We start from the raw sequence: 15785 nt of genomic DNA, 5'->3' as shown, positions 1-15785 counted from the left end.
CGGGGCGCTCACCTTCCGCCCCCGGACCGCTCGGCCCGGCGCCATACGAGGACGCGCCGCTGCGGACGCGCGTCCACCTCCCGGGTGGCGCGGACGGTGAGGACGTCTCCGTCGAGTTCGGCGTCCCGTGACTGCTCGATGCCGATCCAGTCGGGGCGCGACGAGATCCGGATGCGGTGCACGACTTTCCCCTCCCGCACCCGCCACTCGCCCGCGTATCCCATGTACGAGGGGCCCGGTGCCGTGGCCGGTGCGGTGGGCATCATGCTCACCGAGACGTGGCCGTCGGGCGTGTAGATCAGCATGCCCGAGGGGGACGGCCCCAGCGGGCCCTCTCCCACGGGCCGCCCGGCCTCGTCCACGTCGTGGAAGGCGTCGAGGTGCCACACACCGACGATGTCCTGGGTCATGTCCGGTCCTGCTTTCCTGGGGCGGGTCTGAACGGGTCGCTGGTGCGGTCGAGGGCGGCGGTCCGGGGCGTCCGCCGCCTGTGTCGAGTGCGGTCGGGGCGTCAGTGTGTTCCGGCTGCCGCTGCCCGCAGGCACTCCTCCGCGAAGCCGAGGGCCCTGAGGTGGTAGGCGCGGGCCGTCCAGCCGAGGCTGATGTTGTGGCCGGCGCCGGACTGGTGGTCCGTCACCACGCGGGGCGCCGAGCTCAGCCGTGACCGCAGCCGGGCGACCGCCTGCTGGTCGTGCTGCCACCATGCCTCGTACTCGGCGAAGGTGAACCGGACCGGTACCCGGATCCGCCCGGCCAACTCGGCGAACTCCTCCGGCCAGCGGACGGCGTCCGCGAGTTCGCGCGCCGGAACGGAGGCGACCATGGTGCCGCCGGCCCGGAACGTCCCCGGCGGATACAGCCGCAGCGGACCCCAGTTGAGCCGCCAGCTCCGTCGCCCGTGCGCGTCGCGGGCGCTGAAGGGCACCGCGTACTCTCCGCCGCAGCCGGAGATGTCGAGGCCGAGCAGCTCAGGCACCGTGCCGTCGGCGGCGATCCGCAGCGCCGGCTTGCCGCCGAAGGAGTGGGCGAGGAGGAAGACGCCGCCGCCCGTGTCGAACCGCGCCGTCAGGGAACGCAGGGCCGCGCTCAGCGTCGCCGCCTGGTCCGCGATGCCCTGCCCCTGGGGCAGCTGCCGGAGGGACAGGCCGTAGCCCGGGCGGTCCACGGCCACTGCCGCGAACCCGAGGCTCGTGGCGAGGTCGAGGAACGACGTGTCGGGGTGGGACGGCCCGTGGAAGTACGAGGAGCTCATCCCGGCTCCGTGCAGGGCGACGACCATCGCCCTGCACGGAGCCTGGGCCGGGAGGGCGAGCAGCGCGGAGAGGGTGATGCCGTCCGCTTCGAGGGTGATCTCGCGCGCTCCCACCGCGGCGGCCGGTTCTGTCACCGTCATGGACGGCCGCCCCCGGCGCGCTCCTCGGCGAACGCCCTGGCGAGGCCGAGGGTCGCCATGCTGTTGGTGCTGAGCGCCGTGCGGACGTATTCGATCGCGTCCTGCACGGTCGCGTCCGCGCCCAGGATCTTCGCGATGTTCTCGGTGTCGACCGTGAACGTGTGCTGCGAGGAGGCCGTGACGCCGTCTTCGGCCGGCGTGATGGTCCAGCGGCCGGTGTGCAGCGTGATGAGGGCGGGCAGGGTGACCTGCTTGTAGGCGATCCGGTGGTGCGGCAGGCACACGCGGTACGACTTCGTGGTGTGTGAGGTGCCGTCCTTGGACAGGGTGTCCATCTCGAGCGTCTGCAGTCCCGGCGCCGGCTCCTCCAGCCGCACCGCGCGGACGTGCGGCAGACGATCGGTCCACCGGTCCGCCCGGTCGATGAAGTCGTACACGTCCCGGACGGTGCCCCTGATCGTGACCGTGTCCTCGAAGGAGCAGGTCAGCGCGTCGGTGGTGGAGTCGGATTCGGCTATGGCCTTCAGCGACTCCAGCTCGGAGCGGGAGTTGCGGTCCACGACCTCGTCGAGCCCGGTGAGGCTCGCCTCGTCGACCGCCTGATAGTCGTGGTCGAGGCGCACCAGCGTCTCGCCGGAGGGGAGCGCCTCGACGTGCCAGGTTCCGCCCATCGCGGCCACCGGGTGCGTGCTGACCTCCTGCCGGAACCGGATGCGGAGGTTCTCCGGGTCGAAGGTCCGGTGGGACGTCCAGTTCTTCACGGTGTCGCCGGCCGTGGCCCAGATGCGGATGCGCTCCTCGCGTTCGCCGCGCTCCACGTGATCGACGTAGATGTTCGGAGGGAAGAGCCGGGGCCAGTCCTCGGCATGCGCGAGCATGCGGTAGACGGTTTCGGCGGGGGCGGAGATCTTGATCTCGTGACGGGACTCGTGCGGCTCCGACGCCATGGTGGACTCCTTCGCGTTCGGTGGATGTCAGAAGTTGCCGAGGCCGCCGCAGACGTTCAGGGCCTGGGCGGTGATGGACGCCGCCGTGTCGGTCGTCAAGTAGCCCACCAGGCCCGCCACTTCCTCGGCGGTGGAGTAGCGGCCCAGTGGGATCTTGGCCTGGAACTTCTCCAGGACCGCCGCCTCCGAGGCACCGGAGAGGCGGGAGTAGTTCCGTCGTACGTGCTCCGCCATCGGGGTCTCGACATAGCCCGGGCAGACGGCGTTGACCGTGATGCCGGTGGGAGCCAGTTCGTTGCCCAGCGCCTTCGTGAAGCCGACGACGCCGTGCTTGGAGGCCGAGTACGGGGCGCCCAGGACGACGCCCTGTTTGCCGGCCGTGGAGGCGATGTTGATGATGCGCCCCCAGTCCTTGTGCCGCAGTCCGCCCGTGGTCAGCACCTCGCGGGTCAGGCGGAACACGCTGTTGAGGTTGGTGTCGATGATGTCGTCCCACAGCTCGTCGGAGATGTCGGCCGTGACTCCGCCGCCGGGGATCCCCGCGTTGTTGACGAGCACGTCGACCGTGCCGAACCGCTCGACGGCCGCCCGGACGAATCCGCGGACCGAGTCCGGTGTCCGGACGTCCAGGACCACGCCGTCCACGTCGAGCCCCTCCTCCTGGAGCTGCTTGACGGTCGTGACGACCTTGTCCTCGGTGCGGGACCCGATGAACACCCGGTGCCCCTGCCCGGCCAGCAGCCGGGCGACGGCCAGACCGATGCCGCTGGTGGCACCCGTCACCAGGACGACCCGGCTCTTCTGCTCTGCCATTTCCCCTCATTCCTGCGGTTCTCGCGGTGATGTCGAGCTGCGGTGTCGCTGAGGCGTCGCTCCGCGGTGGTGCGCTCAGACGGCCTGGGCGACCAGATGGGCGGAGACGGCGTCGAGGAAGGCGCGGGGCGTGGTCGCGTCGCCCACGACGCTCTCGTCCAGCTCGATGCCGTACTCGCGTTCGATGCGGCCGGCGGTCTCCAGCAGGGCGAGCGAGTCGTAGCCGATGTCGGCGAAGTCGGTTTCGAGGGTGTCTCCGTCGAGGCCGGTGCCCTCGGGGGCGCCGGAGCCTTCGAGGAGGATCCGCTTGAGGTCGTCGAGCGTGAAGGTGCTGGACATGAGGAGCCTTCCTTGTCGTCTCTGCTTGTCGTGGATACGGCTGGTCCGGGGCTGGGCAGGGACCGGGGTGGCGCTCAGGAGCGCACGACCATGGCGGAGTTGAAGCCGCCGTGGCCCCGGGCGAGGACGAGCGCGGTGCGCAGGCGGGCGGCGCGCGGCTGGGACACGACCAGGTCCAGGCCGTGGTGTTCGGCAGGCTCGGTGTTGACCGTCGGCGGGATCGTGTCCTCACGCAGGGCGAGGAAGGCCGTGGCGAGATCGAGCGCCGCGCCCCCGGCGTACAGCCGTCCCGTCATCGTCTTCGGCGCGGTGACCGGTACGCCGTGCGGCCCGAAGACCCCGACGATCGTCTCGGCCTCGACGCGGTCGAGATCCGGCTCGGCCGCCGCGTCGGCGAAGACCACGTCCACGTCGGCGGCGGTCGTGCCCGCATCGGCGAGGGCGGGTTCCACGGCCTTGCGCAGGCCGGGTTCGCGTCCGTCGAAGGTGGCGGCGTACCCGGCGATCTCGCCGTACACCTCGGCGCCGCGGGCCCTCGCGGAGTCACCCGACTCCATGATGAGCAGGGCGCCGCCCTCACCGGCCACATGTCCGGCGGCCCGGTCGTCGAAGGGCAGGTAGGCGTGGGTCGGCTCCTCGGCCGTGCTGAGGCGGCCGCTGGTGAGCAGTCCCGACCACCCCCAGGGACACAGCAGAGCGTCCACGGCGCCGGCGACGACGAGGGAGGTGCCCTTGCGGATCTGGCGCCTGCCCTGGGCCACCGCGTCCAGGCCACCGGCCTGGTCCGTGACGACCACTCCGCTGGGGCCCTTCATGCCGTGCCGGATGGAGATCTGACCGGTGTTGACCGCGTAGAACCAGGCGAACGACTGGTACGCGCTGACGTACTGGCTGCCCTTGCTCCACAGGTTCTTCAGTTCCTGCTGGCTGAACTCGAACCCGCCCGCGGAACTCGCGGTGCTCACGCCCATGCTGAACGCGGGCAGTTCGGCCGACCGCACGCCGGCGTCGGCGAGCGCCCGGTCCGCCGTGACGAGGGAGAGCCGGGTGACCCGGTCGGTCTGCGGCATCAGCCGGCTGGGCAGCTGCCCCTCGGCCGTGAAGTCGCCGATCTCACCGGCGAGCCGCGCCGGGTACCCGGAGGCGTCGAATCGGGTGAGCGGGCCGATGCCGCTCTTGCCGGCGAGAGTGGCGTTCCAGAAGTCCTGCCCGCCGCACCCGTTGGGTGCCGCCACGCCCAGACCGGTCACCACCACTGAGGCCGTCACGCCGCACTCCTTTCGGGCTGGGCCAGCACCATGGCGCTCTGGAACCCTCCGAAGCCGCTGCCGACCGTGAGGACGGCGTCGATGAGCTGATCGCGGGCGGTGAGCGGCACGTAGTCCAGGTCGCATTCGGGGTCGGGGATGTGCAGGTTCGCCGTGGGCGGTACGACGTTGTTCCGGATCGCGAGGATCGACGCGGCGATCTCGACGGACCCGATCGCGCCCAGCGAGTGCCCCACCATGGACTTGATGGAGCTCACCGGTGTGCGGTACGCGTGGTCGCCCAGGCTCCGCTTGAACGCGGCGGTCTCGTGGCGGTCGTTCTGCTTGGTCCCCGAGCCGTGCGCGTTGATGTAGTCGATGTCCGTGGGGTTCATCCGGGCCTCGTCGAGGGCGACGGTGATCGCCTCGGCCATTTCCGCGCCGTCGGCGCGCAGGCCCGTCATGTGGTACGCGTTGCTCCGAGTGGCGTATCCCGCGATCTCCGCGTAGACACGGGCGCCTCGGCGCCGCGCGCTCTCGAGTTCCTCAAGGACGAACATCGCGGCACCCTCGCCGAGCACGAACCCGTTGCGGGTGCCGTCGAAGGGCCTGGAGGCGTGCTCGGGGTCGTCGTTGCGTGGCGTGGTGGCCTTGATGGCGTCGAAGCAGGCGAGGGTGATCGGCGAGATCGGAGCATCGGTGGCACCGGCGACCATGACGTCGGCCGTGCCCTCGCGGATCAGCTCGGCTGCGTAGCCGACCGAGTCGAGCCCGGAGGTGCAGCCCGCCGACACGACGCTGCTCGGTCCCTGCGCGCCGACCGTGCGGGCGACCTCGGCCGCGAAGGAGCTCGGCACGAAGTAGTTGTAGAAGTGCGGGTCGGCGTAGGCATGGTCGACCAGGTCGAGGCGGCCGTCGTCGCTGACGATCCGGTAGTCCTCGTCGAGGCACGTGGTGGAGCCGACGGCGGTACCGACGGTGACGCCTGTCCGGTAGGGGTCGAGCGCGTCGAGGGCCAGGCCGCTGTCGGCGACGGCGCCGCGAGCGGCGACCAACGCGAACTGGGCGGCCCGGTCCGTCCGCCGGACCTCCTGCGGGGTCAGGCCGTGCGCATACGGGTCGAAGTCGACCTCGGCGGCCACCCGGGAGCGGAACGGGGAGGGGTCGAAGAAGGTGATGCCGCGGGTCGCGGTGCGTCCCTCGGTCAGCAGTTCCCAGAACTTCCGGGCGCCGACCCCGCCGGGGGCGATGACCTCGACGCCGGTGATGACGACTCGTCGCGCGGTCATTCCGCGGCCTCCCAGTGGTAGAAGCGGGTGGCGATCTGGTCGGCCGTGGAACGCCAGCGCTCCGGGGCGTACTTCTTCACCAGCGGGTCCAGGTCCGCGCAGATCTTCACGAACCGCGGGTCGGCCTCCTTCCACGCCTGGTCGATGACGGCCGTGCCGTTCTCGCGCGGGAAGTCCTGGATGTGGAAGTACACGCCCTGGTACGCGAACAGTTGCCGGCGCCGGGTGCCCATCCGGTACGGAAAGTCGGTGGCGTCCAGTTCGCCGAAGAGCCGTCCCACTTCGGGAATGACCTCGTCGGCGACCCGGTTCACGATCACCGTGCTGTGGAGGCCGGTCTCCTTGCCCACCGGCGGTTCGCCCTCCCAGTGGTAGAAGGTGACAGCGCGGTCGTCGCCCCTGGCCGGATCGTAGGCCGAGACCAGCGGTGCCAGTCGCCCGCGCATTCCTGCCACCCGGAATTCCTTCGCCGCTTCCTCGGCCGCCGCGCCGGTGTTCTCTCCGGTGAAGTCCTGAATATGGACGAAGACGTCGTAGTAAGAGTAGAGCTGCCGACGCTTCAGGCCGGATATCCGGGGTGCGGTAACCGCATCGAAGTCGGCGAAGATCTCGGATATCTCACTGCTGTAATCACCGTTCAGTCTGCCCACGCTCACCACGGTGAACATGCTCTGCCTCCCGTTCTCTTCCGTGCATCGGATTACCCGGTAATTGTTGACCGAGGGCAGTCGCAGTCTCAATACAACCCACTTCATGAGATCTACATTTCCGGTGGAGGGAAAGAGCAAGGTTTCCACACGTCCGATTCAGCGCCATGTCAGAGGAACGTCAGACGGGCAGCTCAGGGTACGAAAAGGCCGTTGCCCCAGCTCGGCGAGCTGGGGCAACGGCCAGGCGGGAATTTTTCTTGCCGTTTACTTTGTTATGACATGGCCACGTCCCGCCCGATGCGGAAGCCGATGCCGCGCACGGTGAGAATCCAGGATTTCCCGCCGAGCTTCTGGCGGATGCTGCTGACGTGGGTGTCGACCGTGCGGCGCGACCAGGAGTTCTCCCAGATCTGGCGCATGATGTGCTCGCGGGAGACCACACTGTCGGGATTGACCGCGAGCAGATGGAGCAAGTCGAATTCCTTGCGGCTCATCGGGATCATCCGGTTGTGCAACTGCACTTCGCGGGTGAGTGTGTCGATCCGTAGCCGGCCGTGCTCGATGACGTGCTCGCCCTGCCGGCGCGGAGTCGCCCGTCGCATCACCGCGTCCATCCGGGCCATCAGTTCCCGGAATCCGTACGGTTTGGCCACGTAGTCGTCCGCGCCGGCCTGCAGGGCCAGTACGCAGTCCAGCTCGGACGTGCGGTCCGTGATCACGATGATCGGGATGTCGCAGGTGGCACGGATCGCCCGGCACACCTCCAGCCCGTCGATGTCGGGCAGGTCGGGGCCCAGCAGTACCACGTCCGCCTGGTCGTAGACCTCGAGTGCCTCGGCGCCCGTGTCGACGCAGCTCACCTGGTGCACATGCCGGCCCAGTGCCTGGCTGAGCGGCGCCCGCCGCTGCTGCTCGCTCTCGACCAGGAGCACCTGCCAGGTGTCGAACTCCGGGAACGTGACCGGGAGAGGGCGCGTCGGCAGTACGCCGACGCCGCCTCGGTTCTGCTGCTGGTCGAGCCCTCCGACAGCAGTTGTGAGTATGTCGCTTTCCGATATCTCAGCACGCTGTTCCATCCATCTACCCCCATGAATGTGGATGTGCGACAGGAGATATCCTGACGCTTTCATTGCGCACGAAAATCTGGATCTGCCGGTCGGGGCTCGCGGTGGCTTCATTGCCGGCCGCGGCGAACCGGCACGTACTCTGACGTCCTGGCGTATGGGATTCCTGTCCGGATGTCCGAAACGGACCCCGAGGCACGCCGCTTGCCACGCTAGCACGCGGACATCCGGACAGCAGGGATATCGATCATGAAGCGTCAAATGTCACAGGGAAGTCTGCTCCATGGCCGGATCCATTCATCCTGGCGGGAATCAATGCATCGGATACCTCGCCGTCGCGAGAACTGTCCGCACGTTCAATCAATGTGAAGGCAATGCCGTCACACATCCACGTGCCGTACCGCCCGCTCGGGCAGCCACCGGGTGCACAGCGCGGCGCCCACGACGAGTACGACGGTCACCAGGAGGGCTGTCGAGGTCGCCGTCGTGAAGGCCGACGCCCCCTCTCCACGCCGCCGGTTCAGGACGGAGAAGAAGATCGTGCCGAGCACGGAGACACCGAGCGCGTTGCCCACCTGCTGGGCGGAGGTCAGGGTGCCCGAGGCCGAGCCGGTCTCCTCCTCGTCGACGCCTGAGAGCACGATGTCGAAGAAGGGGGCGATGGCGAGCCCGGAACCGATACCGAGCACCGCGAGTGCGGGCGAGAGCCACCAGGCGTTCACCGGATCGTCCTGCACGGCGATCGTGCCGAGCGCGGCCAGCAGACCGGCCGCGGAGGCGGCGAACCCGATGTACATGGTCCGTCGCGCCATGCCGAGCGCCTGGGAGAAGCCGAACCCGAGAAGCATGCCCGCCGCCTGCGCCATCGTGGCGAGTCCCGCCTTGAGCGGGCTCATCCCGAGACCGAGCTGGAAGAAGAGGCTGAACAGCAGCGCGCCGCCCATCATCACGCTGAAGAAGAGGACGCCGATGAACAGTCCGGAGACGAAGGCCTTCTTCCCGAACAGCGAGGGGACGACGAGCGTCGGCAGGCTCTTGTGCGCCCGGTGGTACTGGTGGCGGACGAAGCCGGCGAGAGCGGCCACGCCCGCGGCCAGCAGTACGAACACCCACCAGGGCCAGCCCAGCTCGCGGCCCTGTACGAGTGAGAAGACCACGGCGGCCATCCCGGTCGCGGCGATCAGCGCCCCCACGATGTCGATCTGGAGGTCCCGCTGCCCCTGCGACCTGGGCAGCAGGGCGAGCCCGGCCACCAGGGCGAGAACACCGACCGGGACGTTGACAGCGAAGATCATCCGCCAGCCCCAGCCGAAGTAGTCCGCGTCCACCAGCCAGCCCGCCATGATCGGCCCGGCCACACCGGCCAGCGCCATCACGGGCCCGGTCACGCCGAAGGCCATGCCGACCTTGTCCGGCGGGAAGACGCTCCGGACGACGCCGAGCGCCTGCGGCACCATCAGCGCGCCCAGCAGACCCTGCAGGACCCGGGCGGTGATCAGGGTCTCCGGGTTGGTCGCCAGCGCTGAGATCAGCGAGGTCACGGTGAAGCCGGCCAGGCCGATCAGGAACAGGTTCTTGCGCCCGTACTTGTCCCCGAGCCGCCCGCCGATGAGCAGTCCGGCGGCCATGGCGATGGTGTACCCGGCCGCGAGCCACTGGATGAACTCCTGCGAGCCGCCCATGTCGCGCGTGATCGTCGGTCCGGCGATGGTCGTGACCAGCGAATCGAGCAGATCCATGATCGAGCCGACCAGGATGACGCCGACCGCCGCCCATGCCCGCCGCGCAGAGACCGGGGAACCTTCCGGTAAGGCCTCGGACCGCGGCGCCTCGGTAGTGGACATGCTGACCTCCTGGGGGTCGGGACGGTTCACGGTGCCGCCGGCGGCGCAGCGATGCGTGTGCGATGAACGTCGTACGATCTGAGAACGCTGTTTCCAGTCATCGAACGCTTAACCACCAACGAACACTGTTCTACGGTAGAATGGTGTTCGCGGTCAACCCGAATCAGTGCCCGCCCGCCCCGATCCGCCCCCGCGCCCCTCGGCGCTTCTCCACCGGTAAGGTCTCCGTGATGCGTCAGAAGCCGAACCCCACCGATGTGCCCCTCCCGCCATGGGAGGTGCGCCGGAAAACCGAGGCTCCCCCACGCGCTCCGCTCACGGCGGACCGGATCGTCGCCGCCGCGCTCGCGGTCGTCGATCAGGAGGGCAGCGCCGCGGTCACGATGCGCCGGATCGCCGGTGACCTGGGTGTGGTCGCCTCCAGCCTGTACGCGCACGTGCGCAACCGTGAGGAGTTGCTGCTCCTGGTGCTCGAGGCCGTGATGAAGGAGGTCGGCGTCCCGGAGGTCACCGGACGGTGGGACGCGGACCTCAAGGCGTACTACACGAAGATGCAGCGCGTGCTGTCCGCCCATGGCGACATCGCCCTCTACAATTTCGCCGCCTTCCCGCCCACCGCCATCGGTGTGGCCATCACCGAGCGGCTGCTGTCGGTGCTGCTGAACGTGGGCGTCCCGGCGAAGACCGCGGCTTGGGCGCTGCACCGGCTCACCCTCTACACGACGGCCGACGTCTACGAGGGCTGGCGCCTGGCGCACAAGGACCTGGACAACTGGATCGACCCGGTCCGCGACTACTTCGCCTCACTGCCCGCGGGGCAGTTCCCGTCCATCGCCGGCAACGTGGACGTCATGCTGGACACCGACAGCGACGGCAGGTTCGAGCTGGGCCTGAACATGCTGATCTCCGGGCTCGCGGCTTTCGTCACGGACTGACTGCAGCCGCAATCCGTGCCCGGGCATTTCGTGTCGCCGATTCCCTGCAGTTTCCAGGTCCGGGAATTGACAAAGAGCTGACTTTGGTCTGACCCGCATGGAAAAAATGCCGCGCTAGCGTTCATGCATCCCCCTCGGCTTACCCAAGGGAATTGTCATGAATGAGATCGCAGCCGGAGCTCCCCCAGAGTTTCCCATATTTCGTACCTGCCCGTTCAGTGTTCCGGAGACGTATCGGAAACTGGACGGGGCAGGCGGCCGGGTACACCAGGTCCGCATGTCCGACGGGCGCCCTGCCTGGCTCATCACCAAGAACGAGGACGCCCGGGCGGTGCTTTCCGACGCCCGTTTCAGCTCCGAGAAACTTCGGCCGGGATTTCCCGAACTGTCTCCCGGCGGACTCAAGGCACTGAGCTATTTCTCGCCGTTCCTTGTGAACATGGACGGTCCGGAGCACTCCCGGGCCCGTCGCGCGGTCCTCGGCGAGTTCTCCGTGCGCAGGATCAACGCCATGAAGCCGCGGATCCAGCGCATCGTCGACACCGCGATCGACCGGATGCTGGAACGGCCGGAGCGGCCGGTCGATCTCGTGGCGCACCTCGCCGGCCCCGTGCCCACCCTGGTGCTCGAGGCGTTCCTGGGCGTTTCGGCGCACGACCTCGACACCATCGAGCGCAACACCGAGAAGATGCTGCGCGAGGCCCGGACGGAGCAGGAGCAGCGGGCCGCCGCCGAAGCTCTGCACGCCCATCTCGACAGGGTCATCGCGGCCAAGGAGGAGGATCCGGCCGACGACTTCCTCAGCCGTCAGATCGAGCGGTCCCGTCAGGAGCACGGCGGCGCCGCCGACCGTTTCGAACTCGCCAGCCTGGTGCAGCTGCTGCAGATCGCCGGACACGCCTCCAGCGCTGCGATGATCTCGCTGTCGGTGCTCACCCTGCTGTCCGACCCGGAGCAGCTGAAGGTGATCACGGCCGACCCGGGCCGCACCCCCGCTGTGGTCGAGGAACTCCTGCGCTTCCTGTCGATCACCGACACCGGGCCGCTCAGGCTGGCGCTGGAGGACGTGGAGATCGGCGGCGTCCTCATCCGCGCGGGCGACGGGGTCATCATTCCCACCCTGCCGGCGAACCGTGACGCCGACGCCTTCCCCGACCCGGACCGCTTCGACGCCGGACGCACCCCGGACACCCGGCATGTCGCGTTCGGCTACGGGGCGCACCAGTGCCTCGGTCAGAACATCGTGCGCGCCGAACTCCAGGTGATCCTCGACCGTCTCTTCCACCGCGTCCCGGACCTGCGGCTCACCACGGAACCCGGCGACTTGTCCTACAAGTACTTCGGCCAGTTCTTCGGCCCCGTGGAACTTCCCGTCACCTGGTAGGAGGAGGACCAGCACGTGAGCATACGTCTCGGCTACCACATCCCGTACTTCCATCACACGGAGACGGTCACCGGCCTCTTCCCCGCACTGGTCGCCCAGGTGCGGGCAGCGGAGGACGCCCGGTTCGACCTGGTCACGACGATGGACCACTTCTACCAGCCGCCGCTGATCGGACCGCCCGACGGCCCGATGCTCGAGGCGTACACCCTGCTCGCGGCGCTGGCGGCCGCCACCGACCGCCTGCAGCTGTCGACCATGGTGACCGGCATCGGCTACCGCAATCCCGCCCTGCTGGCCAAGATGGTCACCACGCTTGACGTGATCAGTCAGGGGCGCGCCGTGCTCGGCGTCGGCGCCGGCTGGCACGAGCAGGAACACCGCGAGTACGGCTACGAGTTCGGCACGGTCGCCGAGCGTTTCGGCCGGTTCGAGGAGGCGCTCGGCATCGTCGTCCCGATGCTTCGCGGGGCGCGGCCGCGGGCCGAGGGGCACTGGTTCCGCGCCGAGGGCGCCATCAACGAGCCCCGGCTCCGGGACGACCTGCCGCTGCTGATCGGAGGCGGGGGCGAGAAGAAGACGTTCGCCTTCGCCGCCCGGCACGCCGACCACCTCAACATCATCTGCACCACTTCGGAGCTGCCGCGGAAGATGGCCGCGGTGCGGGCGCGGTGCGCCGAGGCCGGCCGGGATCCGGCGACGCTGGAGACCAGCTTCGCCACGCCGCTGATCATCGACGAAGACGGTGAGCGGGCCCGCGGGCTGCTGGAGGAGACCCTGGTCAGGTCGGGCGTGAACGTGGCGGAGCTGACGGACTCCGAGCGGGCCGCGGCGACCGACCGTTTCTTCGTCGGCACTCCGGCCGAGGTCACCGAGCGGCTCCAGGAGCGGGTGCTGTGCCACGGCGTCGACGGGCTCATGGTCAACATGCTCGCCAACGCGCACGATCCGGACGCCATCGCGCTGGCCGGGCGCACGCTGGCCCCACTGGTCGGGCTCGCGCCGGAGGCGGGGAAGGCGACATGACCATGGCCGGATCGCAACGCTTCACTGGTGGCGATGTGTTGATGCGACAACTGAGGATCGACCCGCCGGTGCAGCTGCTCTGGCGGGTACAGGGCCGGACGACCCCCGAAGCGTTGCGGAAGTTCCACGCCAATCTGGCCCAGGGGCCGTTGAACCGCCGGATGCGGGCGGCGCGGCTGCCGCTGGCCCGTCCGGTCTGGGAGCGGCACACCGACTGCTCGCCCCTGCGTGTCTCGCCCCGGACGGTCGCCGCGGAGGAGGTGATGGACTGGGCCGACGCCGCCTGCCGGGGCGATCTCGACGCCCATGCGGGCCGCGGCTGGGAACTGAGCGCGGCGCAGGTAGCCGACGGCACCTCAGTGGTGTCCCTGGTGGGCTCGCACGCGCTGACCGACGGCCAGGGTCTCATCGGCGCGGCCACACTCGCGGCCCGGGAGACCGCTCGGCAGCGGTGCTCCAGGCAGCCGTCGCTGGTCGACGACCTCACCGACGTGGTGACGGAAGGCCTGCGGACGTACTCCCGGCTGGCGCTGTCCCGGCTGCGTGGCAAGGCCTCCGAGGTGCCCGCCACCGCCGTCCGGATGCTGCTCGGGCGTTCACCGCAGGCAGGAGGCGCGGCGCCCGTTCGCTCCCGGCTCGCCTTCACCGTGCCGGCCGCCGAGGCCGAGCGGGCGGCGGAAAGCGGCGGGGGCAGCGTTACGGGGCTGATGCTCGCCATGACCGCGAACATCCTGCGTGCGGCGCGCGGCACCACCGAGGAGGGCCGGCCGTTCACGGTCGGGCTGCCCGTCAGCTTCCGGCGGCCCGACGACCTGGAGTCCTCCAACATGGTCGGGATCGGCACACTGCGGCTGGACGGCCTGCGCGGGCGCTACACCGACCTGGCGCACATCCGCCGGCTGAGCAAGTCGGTGTACGCCGAGGTGGTCGGTCGGCACCTCACCGGCTATCCGCAGACCGACGCCGCGCTGTCCAACGCCGGCGAGATGCTGCCGGAGGCCAGGGACGTCTTCGGCCCCGCCCTGGGGGTCCTCTTCCGTACGGTGTCGGGCGCCGGAGGGCCGCCCGGCAGGATGAACTGTTTCGTTCTCAGGGCCGGCGCGACGGTGTCCGTCGGCTTCCAGTCCGCCGGCGTCTCGGTCGGACACGGGCTGGTCGAGGCGGAGCTGGACGCGTGGGGCATCGCCCCGACCCACACCTGGTGACCCACCCGCCGCGAGCGGCGTAGCAGCGCGGCGGCGCGACAGCCGCCGTGGCGCCCTTCAGCGTCCTCACGGGGCACGGGGGAAGGCGATCGATTCCCCCAGCCTCCAGAGAACGCCGTACTTGTAGAAAACAGTGTTCACTGCTAGAACGTTGTTCGGAACCGGAAGGCGGAGAGGAACCCCTGATGGACGCTGACGTGATCGTGGTGGGCGCCGGACCCACCGGTCTGACACTGGCCCACGAGCTGGCACTGGCCGGCGCCCGTGTGACTCTGCTCGACAAGGGCCCCGCCCGGACCGGCGAGAGCCGGGCCCTGAACCTCCACCCCCGCACCGCGGAGATGCTGGCCCTGCGCGGAATGCTCGACGGCGCGGAGGAGCAGGCCAGGGCGCGGCTGGAGACCACCCACTTCGCGCACCTGCCCGTGCCGCTGACCTTGGACGGCTGGAACTCCCGCTACCCGTACCAGGTCGCCATTCCGCAGGCCGAGGTCGAGAAGGTGCTGGAGGAGCACCTCGCGGCCCTGGGGGTGCGGACCCAGTGGAACTCGGAGGTCACCGGCATCGAGCAGGACGAGGACCGGGTCCGCGTCCAGGCCGGCGGGAAGTGGCTCGAGGCGCGCTATCTGGCGGGCTGCGACGGCGGCCGCAGCTTCGTCCGCAAGGAGCTCGGGGTCGGGTTCCCCGGCCTGGACGCGCGGTGGTTCGGCACCGTCGCCGACGTCGTGCTGGGCGTCACCGGCGAGGGAATCGCGACCACCTGGGACACCAAGGGATCGCCCCGGATGCGCCCGGACGGGTCGTTCGCGAACATCTTCCCGATCGGCAAGGAGTCGGACAGCGTCCACCGGATCTTCTACAGCATCGCCGACCAGGTGATCGGCGACCAGCGCGCCAAGGTGCCGGAGGACGAGGTCATCGCCGCGATCCAGGAGTTCTACGGCTCGGACACGGAGGTCAAGGAGGTGCGCTGGGCCTCCCGGTTCAGTGACGCCTCACGCCTCGCCGAGCACTACCGCGTCGGACGGGCCTTCCTCGCGGGCGACGCGGCGCACGTGCACCTGCCGCTCGGCGGACAAGGGCTCAACACCGGCGTCCAGGACGCGATGAACCTGGGCTGGAAACTGGCCGCCGTGATCGCCGGCCGGGCCCCCGAAGAACTGCTCGACACCTACCACGGCGAACGCCGCCCGGTGGGCGCCGCCGTCCTCACCAACACCCGCGCCCAGGTGGCCCTCGGCCAGAAGGGCATCGAGCACGACGCGCTGCGGGAGATCTTCACCCAGCTGATCGAGCTGCCGGAGGCCAACCGTCTGCTCGGCGGGGCGATCTCCGGGCTCGCCATCCGCTACGACCTCGGGGGCGACGAACCCGTCGGCGCCCGGCTCCCCGACTTCGCCCTGCCGGACGGCCGCTGGGCGAGTGAACTGTTCCACCAGGGGCACGGCGTCCTGCTGACCACGCGGACGGAACTCGTCGCCGAGGCGGCGCCCTGGACGGGCCGGGTGGACGCCGTGGAGGTACCGGAACTCCCCGGCCTCGCCGCCGAAGCCGTTCTCGTGCGCCCCGACGGCTACATCTGCTGGGCGCCCGGCGCACCGCTCACGCAGGCGCTCCACCGCTGGTTCGGCGCGCCCCGGGCCTGACCCCAC

General features: G+C 69.7%; 15 protein-coding genes. 5 read left to right on the top strand and 10 right to left on the bottom strand.

The features are described from left to right. Positions 1 to 8 precede the first annotated feature (8 nt). The 10 genes from VKA29_RS02155 to VKA29_RS02110 form a co-directional block, all read right to left on the bottom strand. Positions 9 to 410 carry a lipocalin-like domain-containing protein gene (locus VKA29_RS02155; RefSeq protein WP_324783386.1) on the bottom strand — a complete coding sequence of 134 codons (402 nt, stop codon included), beginning with the start codon at positions 408 to 410 and terminating at the stop codon, positions 9 to 11. Between the two features lie 101 nt (positions 411 to 511). After that, positions 512 to 1393 carry an alpha/beta hydrolase gene (locus VKA29_RS02150; protein ID WP_324783385.1) on the bottom strand — a complete coding sequence of 294 codons (882 nt, stop codon included), beginning with the start codon at positions 1391 to 1393 and terminating at the stop codon, positions 512 to 514. Beyond that, positions 1390 to 2340 carry an aromatase/cyclase gene (locus tag VKA29_RS02145; protein ID WP_324783384.1) on the bottom strand — a complete coding sequence of 317 codons (951 nt, stop codon included), beginning with the start codon at positions 2338 to 2340 and terminating at the stop codon, positions 1390 to 1392. Before VKA29_RS02145 ends, VKA29_RS02150 begins: the two co-directional genes overlap by 4 nt. Before the next feature lie 27 nt (positions 2341 to 2367). After that, the gene (gene fabG, locus VKA29_RS02140; protein WP_324783383.1) at positions 2368 to 3153 is read right to left on the bottom strand and encodes a 3-oxoacyl-ACP reductase FabG; all 786 of its coding nucleotides are present in this window, start codon (positions 3151 to 3153) and stop codon (positions 2368 to 2370) included. A gap of 75 nt (positions 3154 to 3228) precedes the next feature. Continuing rightward, on the bottom strand, positions 3229 to 3492 hold the full coding sequence (locus VKA29_RS02135) for an acyl carrier protein (RefSeq protein WP_324783382.1): 264 nt from the start codon (positions 3490 to 3492) through the stop codon (positions 3229 to 3231). A gap of 74 nt (positions 3493 to 3566) precedes the next feature. Next, a complete protein-coding gene (locus VKA29_RS02130) occupies positions 3567 to 4760 on the bottom strand; it encodes a ketosynthase chain-length factor (RefSeq protein WP_324783381.1) in 1194 nt (397 codons plus the stop codon). After that, on the bottom strand, positions 4757 to 6028 hold the full coding sequence (locus tag VKA29_RS02125) for a beta-ketoacyl-[acyl-carrier-protein] synthase family protein (protein WP_324783380.1): 1272 nt from the start codon (positions 6026 to 6028) through the stop codon (positions 4757 to 4759). The genes VKA29_RS02130 and VKA29_RS02125 overlap by 4 nt, the downstream gene beginning before the upstream one ends. After that, positions 6025 to 6696 carry a TcmI family type II polyketide cyclase gene (locus tag VKA29_RS02120; RefSeq protein WP_324783379.1) on the bottom strand — a complete coding sequence of 224 codons (672 nt, stop codon included), beginning with the start codon at positions 6694 to 6696 and terminating at the stop codon, positions 6025 to 6027. Before VKA29_RS02120 ends, VKA29_RS02125 begins: the two co-directional genes overlap by 4 nt. 254 nt (positions 6697 to 6950) lie before the next feature. Then, positions 6951 to 7754: a response regulator transcription factor gene (locus tag VKA29_RS02115; RefSeq protein ID WP_324783378.1), complete on the bottom strand. Its 804-nt coding sequence runs from the start codon at positions 7752 to 7754 to the stop codon at positions 6951 to 6953. Between the two features lie 368 nt (positions 7755 to 8122). Beyond that, positions 8123 to 9586, bottom strand: coding sequence for an MFS transporter (locus VKA29_RS02110; RefSeq protein WP_324783377.1), 1464 nt, complete (start codon positions 9584 to 9586; stop codon positions 8123 to 8125). A gap of 230 nt (positions 9587 to 9816) precedes the next feature. Between VKA29_RS02110 and VKA29_RS02105 the strand changes: the two genes are divergently transcribed. The 5 genes from VKA29_RS02105 to VKA29_RS02085 all read left to right on the top strand — a co-directional run bounded on the left by VKA29_RS02105 (position 9817) and on the right by VKA29_RS02085 (position 15779). Further along, positions 9817 to 10521 carry a TetR/AcrR family transcriptional regulator gene (locus tag VKA29_RS02105; RefSeq protein ID WP_324783376.1) on the top strand — a complete coding sequence of 235 codons (705 nt, stop codon included), beginning with the start codon at positions 9817 to 9819 and terminating at the stop codon, positions 10519 to 10521. A gap of 277 nt (positions 10522 to 10798) precedes the next feature. Continuing rightward, entirely contained in the window at positions 10799 to 11905 is a 1107-nt protein-coding gene (locus VKA29_RS02100; protein WP_324783375.1) for a cytochrome P450, read from the top strand. Between the two features lie 15 nt (positions 11906 to 11920). Further along, positions 11921 to 12928, top strand: a complete 1008-nt coding sequence (locus VKA29_RS02095) for a TIGR03560 family F420-dependent LLM class oxidoreductase (protein WP_324783374.1) — start codon at positions 11921 to 11923, stop codon at positions 12926 to 12928. Positions 12929 to 12969: 41 nt separating this feature from the next. Then, positions 12970 to 14133: a hypothetical protein gene (locus VKA29_RS02090; RefSeq protein WP_324783373.1), complete on the top strand. Its 1164-nt coding sequence runs from the start codon at positions 12970 to 12972 to the stop codon at positions 14131 to 14133. 185 nt (positions 14134 to 14318) lie between these two features. Next, a complete protein-coding gene (locus VKA29_RS02085; RefSeq protein ID WP_324783372.1) occupies positions 14319 to 15779 on the top strand; it encodes an FAD-dependent oxidoreductase in 1461 nt (486 codons plus the stop codon). Positions 15780 to 15785: the final 6 nt, after the last annotated feature.

The organism is Streptomyces sp. H51 (assembly GCF_035656535.1).
Lineage (GTDB): Bacteria > Actinomycetota > Actinomycetes > Streptomycetales > Streptomycetaceae > Streptomyces.
The sequence above is the reverse complement of the archived record's forward strand: the minus strand, read 5'-3'. Positions and strand labels throughout refer to the sequence as shown.